Source organism: Microbacterium sp. B35-04 (genome assembly GCF_010634885.1).
In the GTDB taxonomy this organism is placed as follows: Bacteria; Actinomycetota; Actinomycetes; order Actinomycetales; family Microbacteriaceae; genus Microbacterium.
The window spans coordinates 1-26,990 of record NZ_MWLP01000042.1 but is presented as its reverse complement, the minus strand read 5'-3'; the positions used below and the strand labels follow the sequence as shown (position 1 = coordinate 26,990).

General features: G+C 71.2%; 27 protein-coding genes. 19 read left to right on the top strand and 8 right to left on the bottom strand.

Features of this window, described 5'->3' with window-relative positions:
- Both B1729_RS11725 and B1729_RS11720 read left to right on the top strand, forming a co-directional pair.
- On the top strand, positions 1-825 hold the full coding sequence (locus tag B1729_RS11725; RefSeq protein WP_163616158.1) for an alpha/beta fold hydrolase: 825 nt from the start codon (positions 1-3) through the stop codon (positions 823-825).
- Positions 822-1,145: a SelT/SelW/SelH family protein gene (locus B1729_RS11720; protein WP_163616156.1), complete on the top strand. Its 324-nt coding sequence runs from the start codon at positions 822-824 to the stop codon at positions 1,143-1,145. Before B1729_RS11725 ends, B1729_RS11720 begins: the two co-directional genes overlap by 4 nt.
- A gap of 3 nt (positions 1,146-1,148) precedes the next feature.
- On the opposite strand, the gene B1729_RS11715 is transcribed toward B1729_RS11720, so the two are convergent.
- On the bottom strand, positions 1,149-1,595 hold the full coding sequence (locus B1729_RS11715; protein WP_163632835.1) for a hypothetical protein: 447 nt from the start codon (positions 1,593-1,595) through the stop codon (positions 1,149-1,151).
- Positions 1,596-1,846: 251 nt separating this feature from the next.
- Here B1729_RS11715 and B1729_RS11710 point away from each other — a divergent pair, with 251 nt between their 5' ends.
- From B1729_RS11710 to B1729_RS11700, 3 genes are all read left to right on the top strand, one after another.
- Positions 1,847-3,229, top strand: a complete 1,383-nt coding sequence (locus B1729_RS11710) for an aminotransferase class V-fold PLP-dependent enzyme (protein ID WP_163632833.1) — start codon at positions 1,847-1,849, stop codon at positions 3,227-3,229.
- A gap of 106 nt (positions 3,230-3,335) precedes the next feature.
- Positions 3,336-4,064: an acyl-CoA synthetase gene (locus B1729_RS11705; RefSeq protein WP_163616147.1), complete on the top strand. Its 729-nt coding sequence runs from the start codon at positions 3,336-3,338 to the stop codon at positions 4,062-4,064.
- On the top strand, positions 4,061-4,405 hold the full coding sequence (locus B1729_RS11700) for an amino acid transporter (RefSeq protein ID WP_163616146.1): 345 nt from the start codon (positions 4,061-4,063) through the stop codon (positions 4,403-4,405). The genes B1729_RS11705 and B1729_RS11700 overlap by 4 nt, the downstream gene beginning before the upstream one ends.
- 197 nt (positions 4,406-4,602) lie before the next feature.
- On the opposite strand, the gene purB is transcribed toward B1729_RS11700, so the two are convergent.
- A complete protein-coding gene (gene purB, locus B1729_RS11695; RefSeq protein WP_163632831.1) occupies positions 4,603-6,000 on the bottom strand; it encodes an adenylosuccinate lyase in 1,398 nt (465 codons plus the stop codon).
- 78 nt (positions 6,001-6,078) lie between these two features.
- Positions 6,079-6,585: a low molecular weight protein-tyrosine-phosphatase gene (locus B1729_RS11690; protein WP_163616142.1), complete on the bottom strand. Its 507-nt coding sequence runs from the start codon at positions 6,583-6,585 to the stop codon at positions 6,079-6,081.
- Between the two features lie 162 nt (positions 6,586-6,747).
- Here B1729_RS11690 and B1729_RS11685 point away from each other — a divergent pair, with 162 nt between their 5' ends.
- From B1729_RS11685 to B1729_RS11675, 3 genes are all read left to right on the top strand, one after another.
- Complete coding sequence (locus tag B1729_RS11685; protein WP_163632829.1) at positions 6,748-9,987, top strand: ExeM/NucH family extracellular endonuclease; 3,240 nt, start codon at positions 6,748-6,750, stop codon at positions 9,985-9,987.
- Between the two features lie 179 nt (positions 9,988-10,166).
- A complete protein-coding gene (locus B1729_RS11680) occupies positions 10,167-10,469 on the top strand; it encodes a hypothetical protein (protein ID WP_163616138.1) in 303 nt (100 codons plus the stop codon).
- Positions 10,466-12,043: a hypothetical protein gene (locus B1729_RS11675; protein WP_239539605.1), complete on the top strand. Its 1,578-nt coding sequence runs from the start codon at positions 10,466-10,468 to the stop codon at positions 12,041-12,043. Before B1729_RS11680 ends, B1729_RS11675 begins: the two co-directional genes overlap by 4 nt.
- A 1-nt stretch (position 12,044) precedes the next feature.
- Here B1729_RS11675 and B1729_RS11670 read toward each other — a convergent pair whose 3' ends face one another.
- Genes B1729_RS11670 through B1729_RS11660 form a run of 3 tightly spaced genes read right to left on the bottom strand, consistent with a single transcriptional unit; the run spans position 12,045 to position 13,049 of the window.
- On the bottom strand, positions 12,045-12,434 hold the full coding sequence (locus B1729_RS11670) for a phage holin family protein (protein WP_163632827.1): 390 nt from the start codon (positions 12,432-12,434) through the stop codon (positions 12,045-12,047).
- 46 nt (positions 12,435-12,480) lie between these two features.
- Positions 12,481-12,846: a type II toxin-antitoxin system death-on-curing family toxin gene (locus B1729_RS11665; RefSeq protein ID WP_239525579.1), complete on the bottom strand. Its 366-nt coding sequence runs from the start codon at positions 12,844-12,846 to the stop codon at positions 12,481-12,483.
- On the bottom strand, positions 12,843-13,049 hold the full coding sequence (locus tag B1729_RS11660) for a ribbon-helix-helix protein, CopG family (protein WP_163632825.1): 207 nt from the start codon (positions 13,047-13,049) through the stop codon (positions 12,843-12,845). The genes B1729_RS11665 and B1729_RS11660 overlap by 4 nt, the downstream gene beginning before the upstream one ends.
- 81 nt (positions 13,050-13,130) lie before the next feature.
- On the opposite strand from B1729_RS11660, the gene B1729_RS11655 reads away from it, so the two are divergent.
- The 4 genes from B1729_RS11655 (at position 13,131) to B1729_RS11640 (ending at position 17,998) form a co-directional block, all read left to right on the top strand.
- A complete protein-coding gene (locus tag B1729_RS11655) occupies positions 13,131-14,252 on the top strand; it encodes a histidinol-phosphate transaminase (protein ID WP_239539604.1) in 1,122 nt (373 codons plus the stop codon).
- Between the two features lie 17 nt (positions 14,253-14,269).
- On the top strand, positions 14,270-15,430 hold the full coding sequence (locus B1729_RS11650) for a thiamine pyrophosphate-dependent enzyme (protein WP_163616377.1): 1,161 nt from the start codon (positions 14,270-14,272) through the stop codon (positions 15,428-15,430).
- Positions 15,431-15,525: 95 nt separating this feature from the next.
- Complete coding sequence (locus B1729_RS11645) at positions 15,526-16,491, top strand: transketolase C-terminal domain-containing protein (RefSeq protein ID WP_163632861.1); 966 nt, start codon at positions 15,526-15,528, stop codon at positions 16,489-16,491.
- A gap of 124 nt (positions 16,492-16,615) precedes the next feature.
- The gene (locus B1729_RS11640; RefSeq protein WP_163632821.1) at positions 16,616-17,998 is read left to right on the top strand and encodes a dihydrolipoamide acetyltransferase family protein; all 1,383 of its coding nucleotides are present in this window, start codon (positions 16,616-16,618) and stop codon (positions 17,996-17,998) included.
- On the opposite strand, the gene B1729_RS11635 is transcribed toward B1729_RS11640, so the two are convergent.
- Positions 17,946-19,457, bottom strand: a complete 1,512-nt coding sequence (locus tag B1729_RS11635) for a glycosyltransferase (protein WP_163632819.1) — start codon at positions 19,455-19,457, stop codon at positions 17,946-17,948. The genes B1729_RS11640 and B1729_RS11635 overlap by 53 nt on opposite strands.
- Before the next feature lie 111 nt (positions 19,458-19,568).
- Positions 19,569-20,198, bottom strand: a complete 630-nt coding sequence (locus B1729_RS11630; RefSeq protein WP_163632817.1) for a hypothetical protein — start codon at positions 20,196-20,198, stop codon at positions 19,569-19,571.
- A gap of 104 nt (positions 20,199-20,302) precedes the next feature.
- Between B1729_RS11630 and B1729_RS11625 the strand changes: the two genes are divergently transcribed.
- From B1729_RS11625 to B1729_RS11595, 7 genes are read left to right on the top strand one after another with little or no spacing between them, the layout of a single operon-like run.
- The gene (locus B1729_RS11625) at positions 20,303-21,343 is read left to right on the top strand and encodes a zinc ABC transporter substrate-binding protein (RefSeq protein ID WP_204318909.1); all 1,041 of its coding nucleotides are present in this window, start codon (positions 20,303-20,305) and stop codon (positions 21,341-21,343) included.
- Between the two features lie 47 nt (positions 21,344-21,390).
- Positions 21,391-22,212 (top strand): metal ABC transporter ATP-binding protein, encoded by an 822-nt coding sequence (locus B1729_RS11620; RefSeq protein ID WP_163616125.1) that lies wholly within the window; start codon positions 21,391-21,393, stop codon positions 22,210-22,212.
- A 13-nt stretch (positions 22,213-22,225) separates the two neighbouring features.
- Positions 22,226-23,089 (top strand): metal ABC transporter permease, encoded by an 864-nt coding sequence (locus B1729_RS11615; RefSeq protein WP_163616123.1) that lies wholly within the window; start codon positions 22,226-22,228, stop codon positions 23,087-23,089.
- Between the two features lie 51 nt (positions 23,090-23,140).
- On the top strand, positions 23,141-23,566 hold the full coding sequence (locus B1729_RS11610; protein ID WP_163632815.1) for a transcriptional repressor: 426 nt from the start codon (positions 23,141-23,143) through the stop codon (positions 23,564-23,566).
- 43 nt (positions 23,567-23,609) lie between these two features.
- On the top strand, positions 23,610-24,620 hold the full coding sequence (locus B1729_RS11605; RefSeq protein ID WP_163632855.1) for a permease: 1,011 nt from the start codon (positions 23,610-23,612) through the stop codon (positions 24,618-24,620).
- Between the two features lie 10 nt (positions 24,621-24,630).
- On the top strand, positions 24,631-25,524 hold the full coding sequence (locus B1729_RS11600; RefSeq protein WP_239539603.1) for a TIGR03943 family protein: 894 nt from the start codon (positions 24,631-24,633) through the stop codon (positions 25,522-25,524).
- Positions 25,514-26,941 (top strand): hypothetical protein, encoded by a 1,428-nt coding sequence (locus B1729_RS11595; protein WP_163632813.1) that lies wholly within the window; start codon positions 25,514-25,516, stop codon positions 26,939-26,941. Before B1729_RS11600 ends, B1729_RS11595 begins: the two co-directional genes overlap by 11 nt.
- Positions 26,942-26,990 lie beyond the last annotated feature (49 nt).

Genomic DNA, 26,990 nt, shown 5'->3' with positions numbered 1-26,990 from the left:
ATGGATGCCGTCGCCCCCCTCGTGCGCACCGAGATGCCGCCGCCCAGCTATGTGATGTCGGCAGAGGGGTACCAGCTCGCGACGTACGCGTGGGGCGAGCCCGACGCCGAGACCGTGCTGTGCGTGCACGGATTCGCCTCGAGCTGCCGCGACAACTGGGTCGACACCGGCTGGGTGCGGATGCTGACCGCGGCCGGATACCGCGTCATCGGCGTCGATCAGCGTGGTCATGGCGCCAGTGACAAGCCGTACGACGCCCTCGCGTACTCCATGGCCGCCTTCGTCGCCGACCTCATCGTGGTGCTCGACACCTACCTGGTCGACGCCGTGCGGTACGTCGGATACTCCCTCGGCGCGCGTGTGGGCTGGCAGCTCGCGGTGGATGCGCCCGAGCACATCAGTCGTGCCGTGCTGGGCGGCATCCCTGACGGCCGTCCACTCGGCCGTCTGCGGATCGATCAGGCTCGCGCGTATGCCGAAGAGGGCATACCGGTCACCGACGCGGTGACCCAGAACTACGTCCGGCTGGCCGAGCGGGTGCCCGACAACGACCTACGTGCGCTGATCGCGCTCGCCGAGGGCATGCGCTTCGGCGACGCGGACCCGGACCCGGAGCATCCACCCACGCAGCCCGTCCTCTTCGCCACCGGATCGGAGGACGCGATCCTCGAACGCTCGCGCACGCTCGCGGCCACCGCGCCGGACGGCAGGTTCCTCGAGATCCCGGGACGACACCACTTCAACACACCGGGCTCGCGCGCGTTCCGCGAGGCGGCGCTGGAGTTCCTCTCACCGGACCTCTCGCCGGACGGGGGACCGGCATGACTCATCACGTGCGCGTGGTCTACTGCACGCAATGCGCATGGATGCTCCGAGCGGCATGGGTCGCCCAGGAGCTGCTCACGACCTTCCAGGCCGAGCTGATGGGCGGCGGCGCCACCCTCGAGCCCGGCACCGGCGGGATCTTCGAGGTCTACGCCGACGACGAGCTGGTGTGGTCACGCGCCGCCGACGGCGGCTTCCCCGACATCGTCGCGCTCAAGCGCCGGGTGCGCGACCGCATCGCCCCCGGGCGCCAGCTCGGTCACGCCGACCGCGCCGCCGCCCGCTCGGGGGTCGACGGCGGCGCGGCGGCGACGAGCTAGACGTCACGCGGGTGCGACGGCGGTCTTCACCAGCTGCGTGACCTTCTTCTCGACCTCCGGGGTCCAGGCGAGCACCGCAAAGCCGATCGGCCACATGTCGCCGTCGTCGAGGTGCGAAGGCTCGTCGAAGTTGATCGTGGCGTAGCGCGTCTTGAACTTCGACGAAGGCTGGATGAACACGACGACCTTGCCGTCGCCGTTCGCGTAGGCGGGAAAGCCGTAGAACGTCTTCGGCACCAGGTCGGGTGCCGTCTCGGAGACGACCTTGTGCAGGCCCTCGGCGAGCGCCTTGTCGGTGCCCTCGAGCTTGCCGATCGCCTCGAGCACCTGCTTCGTGCCCGCTTCGCGGTTCTTTCCCGCCTTGGCCTGGGCGCGCAGCTCCTGGGCGCGGTCCTTGACGGCCTGGCGCTCGATCTCACTCAGTCCGTCCGACGTCGTCTTGCCGGCCATGTCCGTTCTCCTTTGCGTTCGTGGGGCAGCCTCGCGGCTTGTGATCCTCACGCTACGACGCGGCCGGCGGCCGCGCTTCTCCATTCCTGCTGGATCATCCGAACGAGCGTCTCCCTGGATTGGGGCGCACCGCGTCCGTTCGGGGCGCGTGCCGCACGCCCCGGGCGCACGCGGTGCGCCCCGAACTCGCTCGCTCCGGGGGGATCGCGGTGGTCTAGCGTGATCTGGAGCCCGACCATCGAGGAGACGCAATGTCCGCGACATCCCCGCACGAGATGCACGCCATCTCGCCCGACACGCGTCACACGGTCGAAGACGTGCTCGAATACGCCCGGCGCCGTGCCCTGTACGAGGACGTGCCCCTCGACAAGCCGATGACGCCCCGCGATCTCGAGCGGCTGGCGTCGGGGTCGATCACCGCCGACGGCATCGGCTCGCGGCGCGCCATCGCGCTGTTCGAGAACGTGCTCGCGCCGTCCTGCGTATCCACCGATCACCCCGGCTACCTCTCCTTCATCCCCTCGGCCCCCACCAAGGCCTCGCTGGCGTTCGACGTCGTGGTGTCGGCATCCGCCATCTACGGCGGCTCGTGGATGGAGGGCTCCGGCGCCGTCTACGCCGAGAACGAGGTGCTGCACTGGCTCGCGACGGAGTTCGGGATGCCCCCTGGCGCAGGCGGGGTCTTCGTGCAGGGCGGCACGATCGGCAACCTCTCGGCGCTTGTGACCGCACGGGATGCCGCCCGCCGGCGGCTCTCGGAAAAGGGGCGCCCTGCTCCCGCGCGCTGGGTGGTCGTCTGCAGCGCCGAGGCGCACTCGTCGATCGCGTCGGCGGCGGCCGTCATGGACGTGGACGTCGCGACCGCCGAGGTCGACGCCGACGGGCGCCTGCACGGCGATGCCGTCGCGCGTGCGCTCGACGAGCACGGCGACGCGGTGCTCGCGGTGGTGGCCACCGCCGGCACGACGAACTTCGGCATCGTCGACGACATCGCGGGCGTCGGCGCCGTCGCTCGCGAGCGCGGCGTGTGGTTCCACGTGGACGGCGCCTACGGGCTGGCGGCGATGCTCGTCGAGCGGATGCGCCCGGTGTTCGCGGGCGTCGAGCTCGCCGACTCGGTCATCGTCGATCCGCACAAGTGGCTGTTCGCGCCGTTCGACGCGTGCGCCCTCATCTACCGAGAGCCCGCGCTGGCGCTGTCGGCGCACACGCAGAAGGCCGAGTACCTCGACACCCTCACCGGCAAGCCGGACTGGAATCCGTCGGATCTCGCCATCCAGCTGACCCGCCGCGCCCGCGGTCTGCCGCTGTGGTTCTCGCTCGCCACCCACGGCACCGACGCGTACCGGGCCACGATCGAGTACGGCATCGATCTCGCCCGGCGCATCGCCGACGAGATCGAGGCGCGCGAGGGGCTGTCGCTCGTGCGCGACCCGCAGTTGTCGGTGGTGGTGTTCCGCCGCGAGGGCTGGACGCTCGCCGAGTACGAGGCCTGGTCGGACCGCCTCCTCGAGGAGCAGCACGCGTTCGTCGTGCCCAGCTCCCACGCCGGCGAGCCGGTGCTGCGGTTCGCGATCATCTCGCCGCTGACCACGTTCGAGCTCCTCACCGGCATCCTCGACACGCTGGGGTGACGGATGCCTGACCGGGAAGCGGGTTCAGGATGCTGTCACCTATGACGCACGTAGACTGGAGGCATCCGTTCTCGTTCCCGAGAACCCGCCTCTCCGCAGGACCACCGTGACCTCAGCCGATTCCCGCACGTTCGCCGTGCGCCACGTGCAACTCGCGCGCGCCGCCTTCGCGGCCATCGCGGCGATCATGATCACGTTCTCGTCGGACCATTCGGCACTGGTCGGCAGCGCGGTCTTCAGCGGCTTCGCCATCGCCACCGGCCTCGTGCTGCTGCTCTCGGTGTGGCTGGTCTACCCGGCCGGCCGCCGGTGGCCGGCCGCCGCACTCGGCGGCGTGACCGTCGTCGCGGGCATGGCGAGCGGCCTCCACCCGCTGCGCACGGTGGCCGGCTACTTCACCATCGTGATCGCGTGGGCCCTCATCAGCGGCGTCATCGAGCTCATCGCCGGGTGGCGCGGCCTCGCCGGCCGGGGCACCCGCCGCGAGATCGCACCCGGCATTCCCGACGCCCGCCCCGCCGCGCCCGTCGGACCGCGATCCGAGAGCCGCGACGCCGCGGTGATCGGCGCGATCACGGCGCTGCTCGGCATCGCGCTGCTCTTCGTCCAGCCCGCCTACGCGCTGGACTACACGATCGAAGAGGCGAGCGCGACGTTCACCCTCACCGGCATCACCATCGGCGTCGGGCTGTTCGGCGGCTACGCGGCGATCGTCGCGGTGTACCTCGGCATCGCCGGCTTCTCACCGCGCCCCGCAGAGCCGGACACAGCCGAGAACTTCACGGAGGATGCACCCGCATCCGCCGACCCCACCCCGCAGAAGGACTCCGCGTGAGCCACGACAGCCCCACCCGCCGCGATCTGATGAAGCCCCTGCAGCTGCTCGGGATGGCCTTCGGCGCCGCGCTGTTCGCGGGAATCGTGACGCTCGTGTCGATGGGCTTCTTCCAGCAGCGCACCGCCGAAGAGGCCCAGCGTGCGATCATCACCGCCCTGGTCATCGCGGGCGTCAGCTTCATCGCGGTGCTGCTCATCGTTTCGCTGCTGCTGCTCGCGGTCGACCCCGCCCAGGTGACGAAGCAGATCGACCGGCCGGTGCTCTTCGACGACGAGTCCGAGAAGCCGGAGCCGGGCGAGAATCCGGATGCCGCCGCATCCGGAGACCCGAAACCCTGACCCAGGCTCCGCACCGGAACCCTTGACTCGGTCGTTGAGCGAGCGAGGAACGTGGTCGTTGAGCGAGCTTGCGAGTCGAAACGCAGAGAAACGCCCCGAACCCGGCGCCAGACGTCGGCTCGAGGCGTTTCGTCTCGGTCGCTGGCGCTCCCTCGCTCAACGACCGGAACCTGGCTCCCGGTCGTTGAGCGGAACGACTAACCGAGCTCGTCGACCAGCTTCGAAGCGAGGCCGTCGTATGTCGCGGGGGTGAGCGCGAGCAGGCGCTCCTTCGCGTCGTCGCCGATGTCGAGGCCTCGCACGAACTCGGCGAGCTCGGGCGCGCCGACGCGACGGCCGCGGGTGAGGTCCTTGAGCAGCGCGTAGGGGTCGCTGATCTGCGAGCGGCCGGCGGCGATCTCGGCGCGGACCACCGTCTGGATCGCCTCGGCGAGCACCTCCCAGTTGGCGTCGAGGTCGGCGAGCAGCGCGTCCTCGGCCAGCGAGATCTCGCGCAGCCCGCGCTGCAGGTTGTCGAGCGCGAGCAGCGCGTGCCCGAACGCGACGCCGATGTTGCGCTGCGTCGTGGAGTCGGTCAGATCGCGCTGCATGCGGCTCGTGACCAGCGTCTGCGAGAGCGTCGCGAGCAGCCCGCCCGCGATCTCGAGGTTCGCCTCGGCGTTCTCGAACCGGATGGGGTTGATCTTGTGCGGCATCGTCGACGAGCCGGTGGCCCCGGCGACCGGGATCTGGGTGAAGTAGCCGATCGAGATGTACGTCCAGATGTCGGTCGCCAGATTGTGAAGGATGCCGCCGGCATGCCGCACGCGGTCGTACAGCTCGACCTGCCAGTCGTGGGACTCGATCTGGGTCGTGAGGATGTTGAAGTCGAGCCCCAGACCCTCGATGAACGCGCGGGAGACCTCGGGCCAGTCGACCTCCGGAGCGGCTGCGAGGTGCGCAGACCAGGTGCCGGTCGCGCCCGAGAACTTCGCGAGGTACTCCCCGCCCTCGATCTGGTCGGCGACGCGGGCGAGGCGCCACGCGAACACGCCCAGCTCCTTGCCCATCGTCGACGGGGTCGCGGGCTGCCCGTGCGTGCGCGACAGCATCGCGGCGTCGCGGTGCTCCACCGCGAGCTCGGTGAGGGCGGCGATGACGGCGCGCAGCTTCGGCAGCCAGATGCGCTGCACCGCGCGCTGCACGGTGAGGGCGTACGACGTCGAGTTGATGTCCTCGCTGGTGCAGGCGAAGTGGGTCAGCTCGGCGATGGCGTCGAGGCCCAGCGCCGACAGCCGGTCGCGCACCAGATACTCGACGGCCTTGACGTCGTGGCGGGTGACCGCCTCCTTCTCGGCGAGCCAGTCGATCTCGGCCTGGCCGAACTCGAGGTACAGCGCGCGCAGGCTGGCCTTGTCGGCGTCCTCCAACGGCGCGGTGCCGAACAGCGAGTGGTCGGTGAGGGCGATGAGCCACTCCACCTCGACCTCGACGCGCGCGCGGTTGAGCCCGGCCTCCGAGAGGTACGCGCCCAGCTCGCCCACGGCGGCGCGGTAGCGCCCGTCGAGGGGGCTCAGGGGCTGCCAGGGCAGGTCAGCAGGGGAAGGAGCGGTCACGGTGACTCCCGTCGGTCTCGGAGGATCCTGTGGCGGCGATCAGGGGGCGACCGTCGATCGGCGACATGACGGCGGAGGTCATGGCGCCGGGCGGATGGCGGGTTCGAGCTGCCGGAAGAGCGCCCGGCTCGCGCTCTCGATCATACCGAGCACCTCGTCGAACATTCCGGGCCCGGCATAGTACGGGTCAGGGACGTCGAGGGACTGGGCCGACGGATCGAACGACAGCAGCAGGGCGATCTTGTCGGCGTCGCCTTCGGTGCGGGCCCATCCGCGCAGGATCCGCTCGTGGCTGCGGTCCAGCGCCACCACGAGGTCGCTGTGGGCGAAGTCGGCGTGCGTGAACTGGCGCGCCCGGTGGTGGGCTCCGTCGTACCCGGCGCGCTCGAGCGCCGCGATGGTGCGCAGATCCGCCTGCTCGCCGACGTGCCAGTCGCCGGTCCCGGCACTCGTCGACGCCACGCGGGCACCCAGGCCCGAGGCATCCGCGAACTCCCGGAACACCACCTCCGCCATCGGAGAGCGGCAGATGTTCCCGGTGCACACGAACACGACGCGGAAGGGCGCCACGTCGCTCGCGGTCATGGGGTCCATTCTGGCCCGAGCCGACACCGAACGTTAAGGATCTCTCCGCCTGGACTCTTCCGTGAACGGATGCTGCTCCCTTAGCTTTGCTCTCACGGGGAGGCGACCGGCCTGCCCTTCGCATGCGCGGCACACCATCCGCGCATCCCACGTGGAGGTTCCGTGTCCCATTCTCCCCGCAGACTGACCGCCGCCCTGGCCGCCGCCGCGCTGGCCGCCACCGGGGTGGTGGCGTTCGCCGCACCCGCGGCCGCGGCATCCGGTGATCTGTTCATCAGCGAGTACGTCGAAGGCAGCTCGTTCAACAAGGCGATCGAGCTCTACAACCCGAGTGCGGCCGCCGTCGACCTGGCCGCCGCCGGGTACGCACTGCAGCTGTTCTTCAACGGCTCGTCGACGCCGACGTCGTTCCCACTCACCGGCACGGTGGCGGCGGGGGACGTCTTCGTCTTCGCGCAGGGACCGACCGCCTCGAACCCGGTGGATCCCGCGATCGGCGCGGTCGCTGATCAGACGACGACGGCGTCGCTGTTCAACGGCGACGACGCGATCGCACTGGCGAAGAACGGCGCGATCGTCGACGTCTTCGGACAGATCGGCACCGATCCGGGGACGGAATGGGGCACCGGGACCAACTCCACCCAGGACAACACGCTCCGCCGCGCTGCGGGCACGTGCGTCGGCGATGAGAACGGCGCGGACGCGTTCGACCCGACGGCCGGCTGGGTCGGCTATGCCAGCAACACCTTCGACGGCCTCGGCACCCACACCGCGGATTGCGGCGGGGAGCCGCCCGCGCCGCGCGTCGTCATCAACGAGTTCTCGGCCGACACGGTCGGCACGGCCGACGTCGAATACGTCGAGCTGCTCGCGAACCCTGCCACCACCGATCTGTCCGCCTACCGGGTGCTGGAGATCGAGGGCGATTTCAACGGCACCGTCACCGGCACCGTGGACGAGGTCATCTCGTTCGGCGCGGCTGATGCGTCGGGTCGCACCCTCGCCACGCTCGGCAACGGCGCGCTCGAGAACGGCACCGTCAGCCTCCTCCTGGTGACCGGCAGCGCGCCTTCCCTGGGCACGGACATCGACACGAACGACGACGGCGTCGTCGACGACGGCCTCGGCTTCACCGTCGTGGATGCGGTCGCCGTCAGCGACGGCGGCACGACCGATCTCACCTACGGCGGCGCCGTGCTCGGCGTGTCGTATGACGGGCTCCCCTTCGACCCGGGCGGAGCGTCCCGCATTCCGGACGGCGCCGACACGAACGCCGCGGCCGACTGGGTGCGCAACGACTTCGACCTCGCGGGCTACAACGGCACCGCCGGTACGCCGGCCTTCGGCGAGGCGTTCAACACGCCGGGCGCCGTCAACGGCGCCGTCCCGCCGCCCCCGCCGATCGAGGCGGGCTGCGACCTCGATGTCGCCACCGTCAGCTCGGTGCAGGGGTCGGGTGCGGCATCGCCGCGCGACGGCGAGTTCCTGCGGCTCGAGGGCACCGTGGTGGGCGACTTCCAGACCGGCGGATTCGAGGGCTTCTACCTCCAGGATGCCGGCGACGGCGACACCGCCACCTCCGACGGGATCTTCGTGCACCACCCGGCGGGGCCCGACGTCGCGGTGGGCGACGTGGTGAACGTGGCAGGCGAGGTGGACGAGTTCTTCGGCCTCACCGAGCTCAAGGCGCTCGACCTCGAGGTGTGCGCGACGGGTCAGCCCCTGCCGCCGGCCGCGCCGTTGACGCTGCCGGCGACCGAGACGCAGCGCGAGGCGCTCGAGGGCATGTACGTCGCGCTTCCGCAGAACCTCGCGATCGGCGAGACGTTCGAGTACGGCCGCTTCGGCACCATCACCCTGACGAACGGGCGCCTCGACACGCCGACCGCGGTCGTCGAGCCGGGCGCTGCGGCGAACGCCCTCGCCGCGGCGAACCTCGAGAACAGCATCACGCTCGACGACGGGCGAGGCACCCAGAACCCCGACCCGGCGATCCACCCGGACGGAGAGGTGTTCACGCTCGCTCACTCGTTCCGAAGCGGCGACCTGGTGCAGAACGCGATCGGCGTGCTGGACTACCGCTTCTCGACGTGGGGCGTGCAGCCGACCGACGGTGCCGACTTCACCGTCGCGAACGCGCGTCCGGCGCTTCCCGACGTCGGCGGCGACCTGAAGATCTCGAGCTTCAACGTGCTGAACTACTTCACGTCGCTCGACCCGACCCCGACGAATGATGACGACGACGACTACCACCGGGGTGCCGACACCGCGGAGGAGTTCCAGCGGCAGCAGGACAAGATCGTCTCCGCGCTCGCCGAGATCGACGCCGACGTGTTCGGTCTGCTGGAGATCGAGAACAACGGCACGGCGGTGCAGGCGCTCGCCGACGCGCTGAACGCGCGCGTCGGCGCCGGCACGTACGTGCCCGTCATGACCGGCGTCATCGGCACCGACGCGATCACCACGGCGATCATCTACAAGCCGTCGACGGTCAGCCCGGTGGGCGCACACCTGCTGATGACGAGCGCGGTCGACCCGGCCTGGTCGGACCAGCGCCACCGGCCGGGGCTCACGCAGCGGTTCGCGTCGACCGAGACCGGCGAGGAGTTCGTCGTTTCGGTCAACCACCTGAAGTCGAAGGGCTCGGCATGCTCCGAGAGTCCCGACCTCGGCGACGGCCAGGGCAACTGCAGTGCGGCTCGCACGGCCGCGGCGACGGCGCTCACCGCGTGGCTGAACAACACCGTGGCGCCCGACGGCCGCGCGATCGTGATCGGCGACCTGAACGCGTACGACCACGAGGACGCGATCGACGCCTTCGTGGCGGGCGGCTTCACGGACCTCGAGAAGAAGTTCAACGGCGAGCACGCGTACTCGTACGTGTTCGACGGGCAGATCGGCTACCTCGACTACGCACTGGCGCAGCCGGCGCTGCTCGCCGACGTGTCGGGCGCAGCGGCGTGGCACATCAACGCCGACGAGCCGAGCCTCATCGACTACGACATGTCGTTCAAGCAGCCGGCACAGGACGCGCTGTGGGCGCCCGACCCCTACCGGTCGAGCGACCACGACCCGGTGATCGTCGGGCTGAACCTCACGCCGCCAGACACGACGGACCCCACCATCGAGGTGACCGCCGACCCGTCGGTCGTCTTCCCGCCGAACAACAAACTCCGCACGGTGGAGTTCACGATCGACGCCGATGATGACCGTGGCGACGTCACCGTCGCGTTCGACGGAGTCGGTGTCACGGGCTCCTCGAAGGCGCGCTGGGAGCAGATCGACGAGGACACCTTCCGGGTCCTGGCCGTGAAGGGTGCGGTCTACCGCTTCACCTGGACGGCGACGGATGCCGCGGGCAACACCGCGACGGACAGCGCCGAGGTGGTCGTCGGCAAGTAGCCGCCCGCGAGCTGGCACCTGGAGGAGCGTCGTTCCGAATGCGGAACGGCGCTCCTCCGTCGCAGTGCCCCCTCCTCCATCACTGCGCCCCTCCTCCACAGCCGGCCGGGTGCGCGCGAGTCTCCACGGACTCCCACGGACGCGCTCGATCGCGCTCCGCCGAGGACGACGATCGACGGGTGACGTTCGCTTTCCCGCCCGCCGACTCGGCGGCCCACCAGCTGTCCCAGATCGAGCGCGAGTTCTCACGACTCCTCACGCGGATCACGGATGCTGCGCACGTCGCCCGCGGTCTCGCCGACGCCGTCGACTGGCAGGCGAAGGCCGCGAGCGCCTTCCACGAGCGCGCCACCGCGTGGGCGGGCGACGTGTCGGGCCTGTCGTGCCTCGCAGAGACGGCGCGGCACGACACCGCACGCGCTCGCGATCGCGCGGCGTTCGCGGAGTCCCTCACCAGCCTGCTCCCGGGAGCTGGTCGATGAGCGAGATGCGGCCGGGCGACGACCAGTTCCCGCCAAGCGCCGCGGGGGACGGCGCCTCGCCCGCACCCGGCCCGCTGGCGCCCGACCTCGCCCAGCAACCGGGGCGGGTCGGGCCGAACGAGGGGATCATCGGCCTCTTCGCGGACCACTGGCCCCGCGTCGACGACGGCCTGCAGATCCGCAGCGGCGGGGCCGTGGCGGTTGATACGGCGACCCTGTCGGCGGCCGCCGTGCGCTTCGACGCCGCCAGGGAGGCGCTCGCCGAGGTGGCCGGGAGCGTGCGGGCCCTGCAGAGCGAACTGCGGACGCAGCCGGTGCATGCCGACGACGTCCGGGCGTCGGCATCCGTGCTGGCGGCGAAGCTGGAAGCCGTGCAGGCAGAGGCGGAGGCGATCGCCCTCGCGCTGCGCGAGGCGGCGTACGCCTACGAGATGGTCGAGATCCAGGCAGCGCACCGGGCCGCCGTGCTCGCCGGCGACGGCGCTCGCGCGCAGCGCCTCGACGCACGGCTGAGCATGCTGGTCGAGCAGCATCCCGACGCCTGGCGGACGGCGCTCGGCGCGGAGTTCGGGTACGGGGTCATGTGGCCGTCCGAGCTCGTGCGGCAGGCGACGCAGTGGGGCGTCGGCGTGGGCAGCGAGGTCCACGACGCCGGTGCCATCGCGGCCGGCGCCGGCGCCGGCCTGCTCACTCTCGGCGGCGCGGTCGCGGCGGGTCTCTCCGGCACGGGACGGCTCTCACGGGAGGCGCGGCTCTGGGGTGCCGCCGGTCCGGTGACCCTGACGCCCGTCGCACCGGCGGCACCGGGCAGCGCCGGACCGGTCGTGGCGCCGCCGCCCGTCGGACCCGGGGGCATGCCGGTCACGCCGTCATCGCGGGCGCCGTCGTCGGTGGCGCCGCGGAGCCTGGCCGCGGCGACCGCGCGGATTCCTAGCGACGGCGACGCGCGGGTGCGGGTCGAGCGCTACGCCATGGCCGACGGGTCCCAGCGGTACGCCGTCTACATCGCCGGCATGCAATCGGGCTCGATGGGCGGCGACGACCCGTGGGACAACGCCTCGAACCTCGACCTGTACGCGGGAAGGATGTCGGACTCCTACGCCGCGACCGAGGCGGCGCTCGCCGCGGCCGGGGCGCAGCCCGGCGACGCCGTCCACGTGTTCGGGTTCTCGCAGGGCGCGATGATCGGAGCGCACCTGGCGCTGGAAAGCCCGTACGACACGCAGACGCTCGTGTCGCTGGGCTCGCCCGTCGACGCGGACGTCGGACCCGGCACGCTGAGTGTGTCGGTGCGCCATACCGACGATCCCGTCGTCGCGCTCGCCGGCGGCGGGCACGCGGAACCGGTCGGCGCGTCCGGCAGCTTCATCGTCGAACGGGTGGCGGACCCCCAGGTCGAACTCGACGACACGCGGCTGCCCGCTCACCGCCTGACCGTGTACGCCGAGACGGCGGCCCTCGTCGACGGGTCGGCCGATCCGCGCGTCGACGGCCTTCGCGGCGTCTTCGACGAACTGGCCGGCGCGGAGTCCGTCGAGGTCACCGAGTACGCCGCGACGCGCGGCGCCGGCTGAGTCAGTCCTTGCGAGGGCGCAGGATGATGCCGAAGACCCAGTTGATGACGGTGATGATGATCGCCGCGACGATGCCCCACCAGAAGTCCTCGACGCGCAGACCCCAGTTCCACCAGTGCGTGAGCCAGGCCGTCAGCCACAGCAGGAACGCGTTGATGAGGAGGCCGATGAGACCCAGCGTGAGGATGTAGAGCGGGAACGCGAGCACCTTGATGACGGTGCCGATGATCGTGTTCACGAGCGCGAAGATCGCCGCCACGATGAGCAGCGTCAGCACCATCTGGAGCGTCTCCCCCGGAGGGAAGGGGACGACGAAGACCTGGAGCGCCGGGATCAGGGTGACGACCCAGATGGCGAAGGCGTTGATGACGACGCGGATGAGGAAGCCCATAGTCCGCCCAGTCTTCCACGGGCACCCGGTGCCGCCAACGGCGGATCTAGGGTGTCGCCGCTCCGCGCAGGGCGAGCGCGATCTCCGGCAGGTCGATCTTGCTCTGAGCCACATTGAGCACGAAGTCGAACGCACCGTCGACAGGCATGTCGATCACGGCGCCGTTGAGCTCGAGGAAGGTCAAGGTCGCCACCCAGGAGAACCGTTTGTTGCCGTCGAAGAAGGGGTGGTTCTGCCCGAGCGAGGACATGAGGGCAGCCGCCTTGGCGAACAGGTCGGGGTATGCCTCCACACCGAACATCGCGCTCTCCGGCCGTGCAAGCGCGGACGACAGCAGTCCGAGATCCCTGACGTGAAGCCCCATGTCCGCCGCAATCGCGGCGGCCTCAGGAAGGCGGAGATACTCGGTCACGCATCCTCGAGGCGGGTGAGGAGATCGGCGTAGCGTTCCCGTACGCCCATTGCCACCCGCGTTGCGCGCTCGACCGCGCTCTCGGCGCTGACGAGCTGGGACGTCGCCTCGATGATGAGCGCGTGCTTCGACGTGTGGCGGGCGCGGGCGAGCTCTTCGAGCTGCGCGTCCAGTTCTTCGGGCAGCCGAACCGTCATGGCCATACCGAAATGGTATCTCGGTACCGAAGCGGTATCAAGCTCGCACAGGTGGCGGGATCTCCTGCCGCTCGTAGACTCGGGACCGTGACCGACGCTCCCGAGATCCCCGTCCGCGTGCGCCCCGAAGTCGCCGCGCTGCCGCCGTACAAGCAGGGCCGGCAGGCCGGCGCAGAGGCGTTCAAGCTGTCGAGCAACGAGAACCCGTTCGACCCGCTGCCCGGCGTGCTCGAGCGCGTGCAGGCGGCGACGGCGCTGAACAGGTACCCGGATGCCAGCGCCGCACGCCTGCGGGAGCGCCTCGCCGAGCGCTTCGGAGTGAGGGCCGACGGCATCCACATCGGCGCCGGCAGCGTCTCGATCCTGGCGCAGCTCGTGCTGGCGACGTCCGGACCGGGCGACGAGGTCATCTACGCGTGGCGCTCGTTCGAGGCCTATCCGTGGCTCGCGGTCGTGGCCGGTGCCACCGCAGTGCAGGTGCCGCTCGCCCCCGGTGCCCGCCACGACCTCGACGCGATGGCCGCTGCGATCACGGAGCGCACCCGCGCGATCATCGTGTGCAGCCCGAACAACCCCACCGGCCCGGTCGTGACCCAGGCCGAGTTCGACGGGTTCGTCGCCCGTGTGCCCTCCGACGTGCTCGTGATCCTCGACGAGGCGTACTCGGAGTTCGTCACCGACCCCGATGCCGTCGACGGAGCCCGCGTGCTGGCGACCGACGCCCCCGCCAACGTCGTGGTGCTCCGCACCTTCTCCAAGGCCTACGGGCTGGCGGCGCTCCGCGTCGGCTACGCCGTCGGCCACCCGCGCGTCCTCGACGCGGCCCGCAGCACCGCCATCCCGCTGTCGGTCACCGCCCACGCCGAGGAGGCGGCGCTGGCGAGCCTCGACGCCGAGCGCGAGCTGCTCGAGCGGGTCGGCGTCATCGCCGACCGTCGCGACCGGCTCGCGGACGGCCTCCGCCAGACCGGCTGGAACGTCCCCGAGGCGCAGGGCAACTTCGTGTGGCTGCCGGCCGGCGACGAGACCGCGACCTTCGCGGCAGCCTTCGAAGAGGCCGGCCTGATCGTCCGCCCATTCGTGGGTGACGGCATCCGCATCTCGGTCGGCGAAGAGGAATCTGTCGAGAAGGTCCTAGGGATTGCAGCATCCGTTGTGAAGAACCTCCCCGAAGGGCACCCAGGAGTGCGGGCTAGCGTAGAACGGTGACCCCGCCTGAAGACTTGATGACGACTGGCGCCCCGGCACCTTCGGAGACCACCGTGCCCGAAGACCCCGCACTCGTCCGCTTCCTCGAAGCCGACGGCACCTTCGCTCCGACCCCCGCGGCCGAGCGATATCGCGCCGCCGTCGATGCGCTGACCGACGCCGACCTCGAGACGTTCTACCGCGACATGGCCGTCATCCGCGCGTTCGACGTGCAGGCGACGAACCTGCAGCGCCAGGGACAGCTCGCCCTCTGGCCGCCGAGCTACGGCCAGGAGGCCGCACAGGTCGGCTCCGCACGGGCGGCGCGCACGCAGGACCACATCTTCCCGTCCTACCGCGAGCACGTCGTCACGAAGATCCGCGGCGTGGACCCGATCGACATCATCCGGGTGATGCGCGGACTGACGCACGGCGGGTGGGACCCGACCGACCCCAAGAACGGCAACACCCACATCTACACCCTCGTGCTCGGGTCGCAGACGCTGCATGCCACCGGGTTCGGCATGGGTCTCGTCTTCGACGGCCGCTGCGGCACCGGCGACGCCGATCGCGACGAGGCCGTCATCGTCTACTACGGCGACGGCGCCTCCAGCCAGGGCGACGTGCACGAGGCTATGGTCTTCGCCGCGAGCTACCGCACCCCCGAGGTGTTCTTCCTGCAGAACAATCAGTGGGCGATCTCCGTGCCGGTCTCGACGCAGTCGCGCTCGCCGCTGTACAAGCGCGGCGCGGGCTACGGGATGCCGAGCACGCTGATCGACGGCAACGACGTGCTCGCGAGCTGGGCCGTCACGCGCGCCGCACTCGACGACGCGCGCGCCGGTGGCGGGCCGCAGGCGATCGAGGCGATGACCTACCGGCTCGGCGCGCACACGACGAGCGACGATCCCACGAAGTACCGGCCCTCGAGCGAGGAAGACGCGTGGCGCCGCCGCGATCCCCTCGCGCGCATGAAGGCCTTCCTCCTCGCGCGCGGCGCGTCGGAGTCGTTCTTCGCCGACGTGGACGCGGAGGGCGCGGCTCTCGCCGACGACATCCGCACCCGCACCAACGCGCTGGGGGGACTCGAGCCCGACGAGATGTTCGCCCACGTGTACTCCGAGCCCCACCCCCTCATGGCGGAGCAGCGGGAGTGGCTCGCCGGGTACGAGGCATCCTTCGAGGGAGGCGCATCGTGACCGACACCCGGCCGCCCCGCGAACGAGGCACGAGCGAGACGAAACGCGCCGAGCCCTCCGTGGACACCGAGCCCGAAGCATCCGCCGTGCAGACGATGCCGCTCAGCCGTGCGATCAACGCGGGCCTGCGCGCGTCCCTCGCCGGCAGCGACCGCGTGCTGCTGATGGGAGAGGACATCGGCAAGCTCGGCGGGGTCTTCCGCATCACCGAGGGCCTGCAGGCGGAGTTCGGCGAGCAGCGCGTGATCGACAGCCCGCTGGCCGAGTCCGGCCTCGTGGGCACGGCGATCGGGCTGGCACTGGCCGGCTTCCGGACGGTGGTCGAGATCCAGTTCGACGGGTTCGTGTTCCCCGCGTTCGACCAGATCACCTCGCAGCTGGCGAAGATGACCAACCGCCTCGAGGGCGCGGTGCAGATGCCGATCGTGATCCGGATCCCCTACGGCGGGCACATCGGCGCCATCGAGCACCACCAGGAGAGCCCCGAGGCGTACTTCACGCACACCCCGGGCCTGCGTGTCGTGAGCCCGTCGACGCCGAACGACGGCTACTGGATGATCCAGGACGCGATCGCCTCGGCCGACCCCGTCATCTTCCTCGAGCCCAAGAGCAAGTACTGGCAGAAGGGCGAGGTCGACACGTCGGCCCGCGCGCTGCCACTGCACGCGTCGCGCATCGTCCGCCGCGGCACCGACATCACGCTCGTCGGCCACGGCGCCATGGTGACGACGATGCTGCAGGCCGCCGTGCTCGCCGAGGCCGAGGGCACCAGCATCGAGGTCGTCGACCTGCGCTCGCTGTCGCCCGTGGACTACGGGCCGATCCTCGACTCGGTGCGGCGCACCGGCCGCATGGTCTACGCGCAGGAGGCGCCGAGCTTCACGTCGCTCGGCTCCGAGGTGGCCGCCACCGTGATGGAGCGCGCGTTCTACGCGCTCGAGGCGCCCGTGCTGCGCGTGTCGGCGTTCGACGCCCCGTTCCCCCCTGCCAAGCTCGAAGGCGTCTTCCTGCCCGACGCCGACCGGATCCTCGAGGCCGTCGACCGGTCACTCGCCTACTGAGAGGGAGCCGGTCGTTGAGCGAGCGAGGAACGAGCGAGACGAAACGCCTCGGACCGGCCGGAACGTCACGCGCGTTTCGTCTCGCAAGCTCGCTCAACGACCGGGTCTTTCGAAAGGACACTCCATGAGCTCGACCCAGACGTTCGTCCTCCCCGATGTCGGCGAAGGCCTCACCGAGGCCGAGATCGTCCAGTGGCGGGTCGGCCCGGGCGACAGCGTCGCGGTCAACGACGTGCTCGTCGAGATCGAGACCGCGAAGTCGCTGGTCGAGCTGCCCTCGCCGTTCGCCGGCACCGTCGGCGAGCTGCTCGCCGCCGAGGGTGACACGGTGAACGTCGGTACGGCGATCATCACCATCGCCTCGACAACGGATGCCGCATCCCCGGCGACCGTGGGGCAGTCCGAGCATGGCGAACCCGCCGAAGCGGCCGAGGGTGCGGGCGCCGTGCTCGTCGGGTACGGCACGGGCGGTCACGTCCAGTCGCGCCGGCGCAGGCCCGCGGTGCCAGCGGCCGAGCGGGTCGCGGCATCCGTCGGCATCATCGCGAAGCCCCCGATCCGCAAGCTCGCCCGCGATCTCGGGGTGGAGCTGGCCGCGGTCGCGCCGAGCGGCCCGGCCGGCGAGGTGACCCGCGACGACGTCGTGCGCCACGCATCGCAGGCGAGCGTGTTCCGCAACATCGAGACGCCCGAGTGGGGCGACGTGCGCGAAGAGACCATCTCGGTCGCGGCGCCGGCGACCGCCGCCCGCCCGGCGCCGGGCCCCGCGGAGGTCGCGCCGTCGACGCCCGCTCCCGACGCCGCCGGCCGCGAGGAGACCATCGCGGTCAAGGGCGTGCGCAAGGCCACGTCGTCGGCGATGGTGCAGTCGGCGTACTCGGCTCCGCACGTCTCGGTGTGGACCGACGTCGACGCCAGTCGCACGATGGAGCTTGTCAAGCGGCTCAAGACCTCGCCGGACTTCGCCGACGTCAAGGTCTCGCCGCTGCTCATCATGGCGCGCGCCGTGATCTGGGCCGCGCGGCGCACCCCCATGGTCAATGCCGCGTGGGTGGATGCCGAGGGCGGCGCAGAGATCCGCGTCCGGCGCTACGTCAACCTCGGGATCGCCGCGGCGACCCCGCGCGGGCTCCTGGTGCCGAACATCAAGGACGCGCAGGACCTCTCGATGCGCGAACTCGCCCGGGCGCTGGAGAAGCTCACGCTGACCGCGCGCGAGGGGAAGACCACCCCGGCCGACCAGCACGGCGGCACGATCACCATCACCAACATCGGCGTCTTCGGCATGGACGCAGGCACCCCGATCATCAACCCGGGCGAGGCCGGCATCGTGGCGCTGGGCACGATCCGCCAGAAGCCGTGGGTCGTCGACGGCGAGGTGCGTCCGCGCTGGGTGACCACGGTCGCCGGCTCGTTCGACCACCGGGTGGTCGACGGCGACGGGATGTCGCGATTCATCGCGGATGTGGCGTCGATCCTCGAAGAGCCCGCACTGCTCCTCGACTGACACGCACCGCGCGACCGACCGCGCGGCGCACGAGCGAGCGGCGGGCCCGCCGGTGGTTCTCGTGGTGCCGCCGGATCGCGGCGCGCTCGACCTCGGCCCACCGGGCGAGTGCCGCGTCATCGCTGTGACCCACCTCCGCCACGCGCCGCGCGCTGCGCCGCAGCTCGGCGAAGGCGTCGTCGTCGAGCGTGCAGAGCTCGACGAGCGCCGCGGTCGCGCCGGCGATGTCGCCGTCCGCCACGAGGTGACCTGTGCGGCCGGGCCGGATCAGTTCGGCAGGGCCGTAGGGGATGTCGTACGCGACCGGCACGCAGCCGGCGCCCATCGCCTCGAGGAGCGACAGCGACTCGCCCTCCGATCTGCTGGTCAGGAGCGTCCACGCGCCGTCCGCGAAGCGCTCCGCGGCGTCCGGCGAATACCCGGTGAACCGCACGGCACCGTCGAGCCCGAGCCGCATCGCCTCCTTCTCGAGACGCCGGCGGTCCGGGCCGTCACCGACGATCTCGGCGGTGACCGGCACGCCGAGCGCCCGCACGCGCGCCATCACCTCCAGGGCCTGGTCGAGGCGCTTGAGGCGGCTGAGCCGCGACACGATCACGCCGTGCAGCCGGTCGGGCGGCAGCGGCGGCATCCGATCCGGTACCCTCACCGGGTTGTGGACGACGTGGAGTCCGCCGGTGTCACCGAGCGCGGCGATCGCCGTGGCGCGCTGGCGCTCGGTGAGGAAGCAGACCGCATCCCACCGGTCGAGGTGCTCGAACAGCTCGCGACGCGATTCCGTCGGCCGCCCCGCGGCGTCGTGATGCGCGCCGTGCACCAGGTGGACGCAAGCGACGTTCGCGCGGCGGTAGTGCTGCAGCGAGCGGGCCGCGACTTTGCTGTCGACGACCGCCACCGCGGGCTCGCCGGCGAGCACCTGGTCCAGCCACGCGAGGCGGAAGCGCCGCAGCGACGACCACCGGCCCGTGATGCGGCCTTCGACGTCGACGGCGGTCACGGCGCGGGTCGGAGCATCCGGGTGGGGCAGCTCCTCGAGCACCGCGAGGGTGCCGTCGGCGCGGAGGTGCTCGACCCGCACCAGCACGTCGCCGGTCCTCCAGCGACGCACCGTGCCCGCGGCGCTGACGACGTCGTCGTCGGGCGGCCGCGCGGCGGGCGGCGGGGACGGCCGCGAAGGCGCCCGCATCGGGGTGCGGCTGTCCGCGCGGAAGTCCTCATAGATGTTGCGCAGCACGACCCCGCCGGCGAGCTCGCCGCGCTCCTCGAGGACGGCGCGGACGACGTCGTAGTCGGGCCGTGACTCGAAGGTCACGACATCGGCTCTCGCGCCCGCGCGTGCGAACAGCCGGGAGCGGTGCAGGAGCGCCGCCGTCATGCCGCCGTAGCGGTCGGGGATTCCCCACGTCACCGCGAGCTGCCGTCGGCAGGGCAGCCCGCTCGTGAGCGACGGATCCGACATGCGGGCCACCGTAGGTCCGGTCGCTCGTGCGGCCGCCGGGGTTGACGCGGTGGATGCCGCGAGCTACCGCTCCGGCATCCCCCGAACGGGAGTGCCCCCGTTCCTCAGTCGTCAGCGGCCGTTGCGGACTGCCGCGCGGTGCGCGTCGCGCAGGAGCGAGGCGGGCGCGATCGAGCGCGGGCGCCCGAGGATCAGCAGCAGCGTGATCGCGAAGAGGCCGCCCATCGTGCCCGCCATGATGTCGGCCATGGTGTCTTCCAGACTCCCCTGTGACACGGTTCCGATGAGCTGGTCGCTCGCGAACTCGCAGATCTCCCATGCGGCGGCGAACGCCATGGCGGTCAGCTGGATGACTGTCAGCGAGAACCACGCCGGGAGCGAGATGCTGGAGCGCTCCTCGATGCGCCGCACCCACAGCATCCCGAGCCAGGCGAGCATGACCCCCGAGTCGAAGTGGATGAGGGTGTCCCAGTCGGCGATCGCGACGTAGACGTTCAGCGCGCTCCCCGCGTAGGGGCCGAGGGTGATGAAGATCAGGTAGTGCAGCTGCAGCGCGCGGGGCAGTGTCGTGCGGAAGACGAGCTCGGCGGCCGCGGGCGCCCACATGGACAGCGCGAGGAGCACCGTGAGCAGCACCTGGGCAGGCAGACCGGCCGCCCAGAGCGCGAGGGCCACGATGAGGGCTCCCGCCTGGAACGGGAGGGCGAGCAGCATCGAGCGGCGGACGGCCTGCAGATTCACGGCCCGACGATATCAGCGCCATCGACGCGGGCTGCGTTGCGCGCTCCCCCGGATGCTTCGCGGCTGATTTGAGAACGATTCTCATTAGCGTTAGAGTCGCTCACATGACTTCGCTGCGACGCCTCTTGCCCGTGCTCGGCCTGGGGGCGGCATCCGCCCTCGTCCTGGCCGGATGCGCGGGCACCGCGGGGGCGGGCGATGACGCGGATGGAAAGCTCGCGGTCGTCGCGTCGACGAACGTCTACGGGCAGATCGCGGCGGAGGTCGGCGGCGACCTCGTGGACGTCACGTCGATCGTCACCAACGAGTCGCAGGACCCGCATTCGTTCGAGCCGAGCGCGCGCGACCAGCTCGCGGTGTCGAAGGCCGACCTCATCATCGAGAACGGCGGCGGCTACGACGCGTTCATCGACGCGCTCATCGAGTCGAGCGGCACCGAGGCCCCTGTCGTCACCGCCGTCGAGTACTCGCACGACTGGCCCGACAACGCCGGCCACGCCGACCCGCCCGCCGGCGAGGCGGATGACCACGCAGCGGACGAGCACGCGGCCGAGACGGATGCCGCGACCGAAGAGGCCGACGGGCACGAGGCGGACGAGCACGACCACGAGCACGTCGAGGGCTTCAACGAGCACGTCTGGTACGACCCGCACACGATCGCGCACGTCGCCTCCGCGATCGCCGACGAGCTCGGCGCGCTGAGCCCGGCCGACGCCGAGACGTTCATCGCCCACGCCGAGGCGTTCGGCACCGAGGTCGAGACGCTCGAGGCCACGCTCGGCGACATCGGCGCCGCGCACGGCGGTGAGAAGGTGTTCGTCACCGAGCCGGTGCCGGTGTACCTGATGGAGGCCGCCGGGCTCGAGAACACGACCCCCGAGGCGTTCAGCGAGGCCGTCGAGGAGGGGCAGGATGTCGCGCCCGCGACTCTGCTCGAATCGCTCGCGCTCGTGCGGGGCGGCGACGTCAGCGTCGTGATCACGAACGCGCAGACCGGCGGCGCCGAGACACAGGAGATCGTCGACGAGGCCGATGGGCTCGGCATCCCGGTGATCGCGTTTTCGGAAACGCTGCCCGAGGGGGAGACTTACATCTCGTGGATGCAGGCGAACATCGAGGCGCTGAACACGGCGCTGCAGGCGTGACACCCGCTTCTGCGCACCCCGCTCGGCCCGTCGCGCCGAGTACCCCCGTGGTGCTGAGCATCAGGGATGCCGCGCTGCAGCGCGGCGATCGCGAGCTGTGGTCGGGACTCGACCTCGACGTGCACGCCGGCGAGATGGTCGCCGTCCTCGGGCCCAGCGGCTCGGGCAAGACCACCCTGCTGCGGGCGATCCTGGGACTCGAGCCGCTCTCGCGCGGCGAGATCACCGTCGGGTTTCGACAGGGTCAACCACCGGAGAAGGTCTCGAGCCGCGGCAACCGGCGCATCGGCTACATCCCGCAGGCCCGGCCGCTGCCGCGCGACACCTCGCTGCGCGGGCGAGACCTCATCGCCCTCGGGATCGACGGCCACCGCTTCGGCCCTCCGATCCCGCGACGGGGCGACCGCGCCCGCGTCGAGGCGCTCATCGACGCCGTCGGCGCGCGCGAGTTCGCCGACCGGCCGGTCGGGCTCCTCTCGGGCGGCGAGCAGCAGCGCCTGCGCGCGGGCCAGGCCCTCGCCGACGATCCGCCGCTGCTGCTGTGCGACGAGCCGCTCACGAGCCTCGACCTCGCCAACCAGCAGGCCGTCATCGGGCTCATCGACCGCCATCGCCGCGAGAAGGATGCCGCGGTCCTGCTCGTGACGCACGACATCAACCCGGTGCTCGGCAAGGTCGACCGCATCCTGTACATCGCCAACGGCCGCTTCACGCTGGGGACGCCGCAGGAGGTGCTGCGCTCCGACGTGCTCACCGCGCTCTACGGCGCGCACGTCTTCGTGCTGCGCGCCGGCGACCGGCTCGTGGTGGTCGGCGCACCGGATGCCGAGGCATCCCATCACCACCACGAGGGCCCGGTGCACGAGTGAGCGGGGTGCACGAATGAACTGGGAAGACATCGCGGACGCGATGTTCGGCGGGCTGCCCTTCTACGGCGAGATCCTCGGACTGGTGTCGAACTCGGTGTGGGCGGGTGCCGTGCTGGGGCTCGTCGGCGGGCTCGTCGGCGTGTTCGTCATGCAGCGCGACATGGCGTTCGCCGTCCACGGCATCAGCGAGCTGTCGTTCGCGGGCGCCGCCGCGGCGCTCCTCATCGGATGGGACGTCGTCACCGGGTCGATCGTCGGGTCCCTCATCGCCGCGGCGATCATCGGAGTGCTCGGGGCGAAGGCCCGCGACCGCAATTCGATCATCGGCGTGCTGATGCCGTTCGGGCTGGGGCTCGGCATCCTGTTCCTCTCGCTCTACGACGGCCGCAGCGCCAACCGCTTCAGCCTGCTCACCGGACAGATCGTGTCGGTGCAGTCCGATCAGCTCGGCTGGCTGATCGGCATCGGCGCCGTCGTGCTGCTGGGTCTGCTGCTGATCTGGCGGCCGCTGCGGTTCGACTCGCTCGACCCGCAGTCGGCCGCCGCGCGCGGTGTGCCGACCACGGCCGTCTCGCTCGCGTTCATGCTGCTGCTGGGGCTCATCGTGGCCGTCGCGGTGCACATCATCGGCGCGCTGCTCGTCATGGCCCTGCTCGTGACCCCTGCCGCGGCGGCCATGCGGATCGCGTCGGGACCGCTGTCGGTGCCCCTGCTCTCGGCGCTGTTCGGCTTCGTGTCGGCGGTGGGCGGCATCCTGCTCGCGATCATGGGGACGCTCCCCGTGAGCCCGTACATCACGACGATCTCGTTCGCCATCTACGTCGTGTGCCGGGTCATCGGAGCCCGCCGCGACCGCGTGACGAGGGCGGCCGCGTGATCGCGGGCCGCGTCCGGCCGACGTCCAGGCCCCGTCGGTAGAATCGCCGGCATGGTCCAGCGCAACACGTGGCAGCGCGAGCGCGTGCGCGAAGCGCTCTCGGACGCCCGCGGATTCGTGAGCGCGCAGTCGCTGCACGCCGCGCTCCGCGACGAGAACACCGGCATCGGGCTGGCGACCGTGTACCGCACGCTCGCCGGGCTCGCCGCCCAGGGCGACGCCGATTCGCTGCAGAGCCCCGAGGGCGAGGCGCTCTACCGCGCCTGCACGAGCACCGGCCATCATCACCACCTGATCTGCCGCTCCTGCGGGCTGACCGTCGAGATCGAGGCGACCGACGTCGAGCAGTGGGCGAAGCACACGGCCGAGCGCCACGGATTCCGCGACGCCGAGCACGTCGTCGACATCTTCGGGCTCTGCGGGTCGTGTGCGGCGGCCGCCGACGACAAGCGTGACGCCGAGCGTGACGCGATCTGACCCGACGACGCGGGCGCGCTCTGCGGGGCACGATCACGCGACGATGACGGATGCCGCGCCGCGGCCGTCCGCACGGGCGCGCACGCTGCTGTGGCTCGGCGTGGGGCTCGCCCTCGTGGCCGGCCTGTTCCTCATCGACTGGCTCGCCCCCACGCTGTTCACGGCATCCCTCCCCACCCGTGCCCAGGACGGGCTCACGCTCGCGATCAGCGTGCTCATCGAGTCGCTCCCGTTCGTCGCGCTCGGCGTCGTGCTGTCGATCGTCGTGCAGGTGTGGGTGCCGCCGGGGGTCATCGAGCGATGGATGCCGCGCCGCGCGTGGGCGCGCCGCGCGGTGCTGTCGCTGCTCGGCATGATCGTGCCGGTCTGCGAGTGCGGCAACGTGCCGTTCGCACGCGGCCTGTTGATGCGGGGCTTCTCGGTGCCCGAGACGCTGACGTTCCTCATCGCGGCGCCGATCGTGAACCCCATCGTGATCCTCACGACGCACCAGGCGTTCGGCTTCAGCGACGGCATCCTCGTCGCCCGCATCCTCGGCGGGTACGCGATCGCCAACCTCATCGGATGGCTGTACTCGCGGCATCCGTCTCCCGACGCCCTGCTCACCGATCGCTTCCGCGACACGTGCGAGCTCGTCACCCACGAGCCGGGAGGCAAGTGGCGCCGCACGCTGGCGCAGTTCGTGATCGAGCTGCGCGCGGTGATGCCGGCGCTCGTCATCGGCTCGGCGCTGGCAGGGGCGGTGCAGGTGCTGATTCCGCGCGAGGCGCTGCTCGCCATCGGCTCGAACCCCGCCCTGTCGATCGTGGCGATGATGGCCCTCGCGATGGTGGTGTCGATCTGCTCGAACGTCGACGCGTTCTTCGCACTGTCGTTCGCCTCGACGTTCACGCCGGGGTCGATCGTGGCGTTCCTGCTCGTCGGCCCGCTCGTCGACGTCAAGATGCTCGCCCTCATGCGCACGACGTTCACGTGGCGGACGCTCGGCGGCATCGTCGTCGTGGTGCTGCTGTCGGCCTTCGTCATCGGGACGGCGGTGAACCTCCTTGCGTAACGCCGGATTCGTGGGCACGCGGTGGCTGGGCGTCGGGCTCGCCGCCGCGCTCGCCGTGGTCACCATCTCGCTCGCGATCACCGATCGGCTCGCGCTGTACATCAACCCCGACTCCACCTGGTTCGCAGTGTCGATGGCCGTGCTGGTGCTCGTCGGCGCCGTGGCGTCGTTCGCGCTGCCGCTGGGCGCCGAGGCCGACCACGGCCACGACCACGGTTCCGCGGAGGCTCCGGGCTTTTCGTCTCGCTTCGCTCGCACAACGACCGGAGGCGGGGACGTTTCGTCTCGCTCCGCTCGCTCGACCACCGGAGGTCCGGTCGTTGAGCGAGCGAGGAACGAGCGAGACGAAACGCCCGCGCCGACGCACGACCACGACCACGACGCCCGCCACCCCGCGGCGGTGGCGGCCACCGTGCTCGGCGGGGTCGCGGCGTCCGGCGTGGTCGTGCTGACGCTGGTGCTGCCGCCGGCGTCGCTCTCGGCCGAGCTCGCCATGTCGCGCGACGTCGGGGCGACGCCCCTCTTCGGCGGCGCCGACACGGTGCAGCTGGCCTCGACCGGCGACACCGCGTCGTTCGGCGTCGGTGACTGGGCGACGGTGTTCGCGACGGCGACCAATCCGGAGGCGTTCGACGGCGACACGATCGAGCTGACAGGCTTCGTCACCCCCGCGGATGCCGCCGCGGCCGACAGCGCCTTCGACCTCACGCGCCTGGTCATCACGCACTGCGTGATCGACGCGCAGCCGGCGAGCCTGCCCATCGTCGGCGCCGTCGCGTCGCCGGGCACCGGGCAGTGGGTGACGATCACGGGCACCGTGCGCTCTTCGTCGGACGGGCGTCTCGTCGTCGACGCGGCCGCCGTCGAGGAGATCGCGGAGCCCGAGGACCCGTATGAGTACTGACGCCGCCACGCGCCGTACGCGGTCGGGGCGCCGTCGCAGCCGCGCGTTCGTCGCCACGTTCGGCATCGTCGTGGGACTGCTCGCGGTGCTCGGCCTGGCCGGAGCGGCGGCGAGCGTCGCGCAGGGGCCGCGGGTCACCGAGACGTCGGTGGATCCGGAGGCGGCGGCTGCGGCATCCGGGTCCCGTCTGATCGTGACGACGACGCAGTCGCTCGCCGAGGTCGACGCGTCGCAGGTGACGATCACGCCGGCGACGCCGTTCGTGGTCGACACCTCGGGCCGCAGCGTCGGCGTGCGGTTCACGCTGCCGCTGTGGGACGACACCGAATACACGGTCACCATCGACGGCGTCGGATCGCTCGGCGGGGGCCCCACCGCGACGATCACCGAGACATTCCGCACGCCGTCGACGCACGTCTTCCTGCTGCAGCGCGGCGCCAATGACGGTGACCTGGTCTACCGCACCGATCTCACAGGACAGAATGCCGTGCCGGTGTTCCGTCACCCGCACATCGAGGACTTCCGCGCCACCGCCGATCACCTGGTGATGTCGGTGCGCACCGACGAGGACCGGGCGGGGCTCATCGTCACCGATCTCGATGGCGAGAACCCGCAGGATCTGCCGCTGCCGGTAGAAGACGGCGGCGATGGGTACGTCTCCAATCTGCAGACGGCCGACCGGGGCGAGCGCATCGGCTACACGTTCTCGGACGCGCAGCTCGACGCCGATTCCGGCCGTGAGAGCCGCCTGTTCACGGCCTCGCTCGGAGACCCCGAGGCAGACGCCGTGGCCATCGAGGTCGAGGGGGCCGACCCGCGCGTGGCCGAGTGGCGGTTCGTGCCCGACACCGACAGCATCCTGCTGCTGTCGTTCGACGGGTCGCTGCTGCTGACCGGATCCGCCGGCGAGGGGGCGACAGCCCTGGGTGCGGCCATCGCCATCAACGGCATCGCGCGCGGGTCGAGCGAGGCCGTCGTCGACCGGGTCGACCAGCCTGCGGTCATCGACCTCACCGACGCGAGCGAGCAGCCGCTGGTGACGCCCGACCCCGACCTGGGCGGCACGAGCTCGGTCACACCCCTCCCGGACGGTTCCACGATCCGCACGGCCGCGGTGCTCGACGCCGACGGGATACCGACCGGGCGAACGTCGATCGCCCGGGTGGCGGCGGACGGCGCGGCGACGGTGCTCACCGAGACCGCCGACACGGACGCCGTGATCCAGGTCTGCGTCTCGCCCAGCGCGCGCTATGTCGCGGTGCTGATGGCGCCGGATGCCGTGGGCAACCGCTACGACACCTACCAGCTGCCGCTCCCCGAGCGCCCGGAGACGCGCATCCTCCAGGTCGCCGACGGCGAACCCGTCGTCGCCCTCAACGGCTCGTCGATCTCGTGGTGCCAGGCTCCCCCGCTCTGACGCCCTTGCCGCCGACCCTCCGCTGACGGCGTTCACTTGCGCTGAATGT

What these genes read in the sequence shown, in the direction of transcription:
- B1729_RS11725 (WP_163616158.1), top strand. Translation starts at nt 1, where the DNA reads ATGGATGCCGTCGCCCCCCTCGTGCGCACCGAGATGCCGCCGCCCAGC.
- B1729_RS11720 (WP_163616156.1), top strand. Translation starts at nt 822, where the DNA reads ATGACTCATCACGTGCGCGTGGTCTACTGCACGCAATGCGCATGGATG.
- B1729_RS11715 (WP_163632835.1), bottom strand. Translation starts at nt 1,595, where the DNA reads ATGGCCGGCAAGACGACGTCGGACGGACTGAGTGAGATCGAGCGCCAG.
- B1729_RS11710 (WP_163632833.1), top strand. Translation starts at nt 1,847, where the DNA reads ATGTCCGCGACATCCCCGCACGAGATGCACGCCATCTCGCCCGACACG.
- B1729_RS11690 (WP_163616142.1), bottom strand. Translation starts at nt 6,585, where the DNA reads ATGACCGCGAGCGACGTGGCGCCCTTCCGCGTCGTGTTCGTGTGCACC.
- B1729_RS11675 (WP_239539605.1), top strand. Translation starts at nt 10,466, where the DNA reads ATGAGCGAGATGCGGCCGGGCGACGACCAGTTCCCGCCAAGCGCCGCG.
- B1729_RS11670 (WP_163632827.1), bottom strand. Translation starts at nt 12,434, where the DNA reads ATGGGCTTCCTCATCCGCGTCGTCATCAACGCCTTCGCCATCTGGGTC.
- B1729_RS11660 (WP_163632825.1), bottom strand. Translation starts at nt 13,049, where the DNA reads ATGGCCATGACGGTTCGGCTGCCCGAAGAACTGGACGCGCAGCTCGAA.
- B1729_RS11650 (WP_163616377.1), top strand. Translation starts at nt 14,270, where the DNA reads ATGACGACTGGCGCCCCGGCACCTTCGGAGACCACCGTGCCCGAAGAC.
- B1729_RS11645 (WP_163632861.1), top strand. Translation starts at nt 15,526, where the DNA reads ATGCCGCTCAGCCGTGCGATCAACGCGGGCCTGCGCGCGTCCCTCGCC.
- B1729_RS11640 (WP_163632821.1), top strand. Translation starts at nt 16,616, where the DNA reads ATGAGCTCGACCCAGACGTTCGTCCTCCCCGATGTCGGCGAAGGCCTC.
- B1729_RS11635 (WP_163632819.1), bottom strand. Translation starts at nt 19,457, where the DNA reads ATGTCGGATCCGTCGCTCACGAGCGGGCTGCCCTGCCGACGGCAGCTC.
- B1729_RS11625 (WP_204318909.1), top strand. Translation starts at nt 20,303, where the DNA reads ATGACTTCGCTGCGACGCCTCTTGCCCGTGCTCGGCCTGGGGGCGGCA.
- B1729_RS11615 (WP_163616123.1), top strand. Translation starts at nt 22,226, where the DNA reads ATGAACTGGGAAGACATCGCGGACGCGATGTTCGGCGGGCTGCCCTTC.
- B1729_RS11610 (WP_163632815.1), top strand. Translation starts at nt 23,141, where the DNA reads ATGGTCCAGCGCAACACGTGGCAGCGCGAGCGCGTGCGCGAAGCGCTC.
- B1729_RS11605 (WP_163632855.1), top strand. Translation starts at nt 23,610, where the DNA reads ATGACGGATGCCGCGCCGCGGCCGTCCGCACGGGCGCGCACGCTGCTG.
- B1729_RS11595 (WP_163632813.1), top strand. Translation starts at nt 25,514, where the DNA reads ATGAGTACTGACGCCGCCACGCGCCGTACGCGGTCGGGGCGCCGTCGC.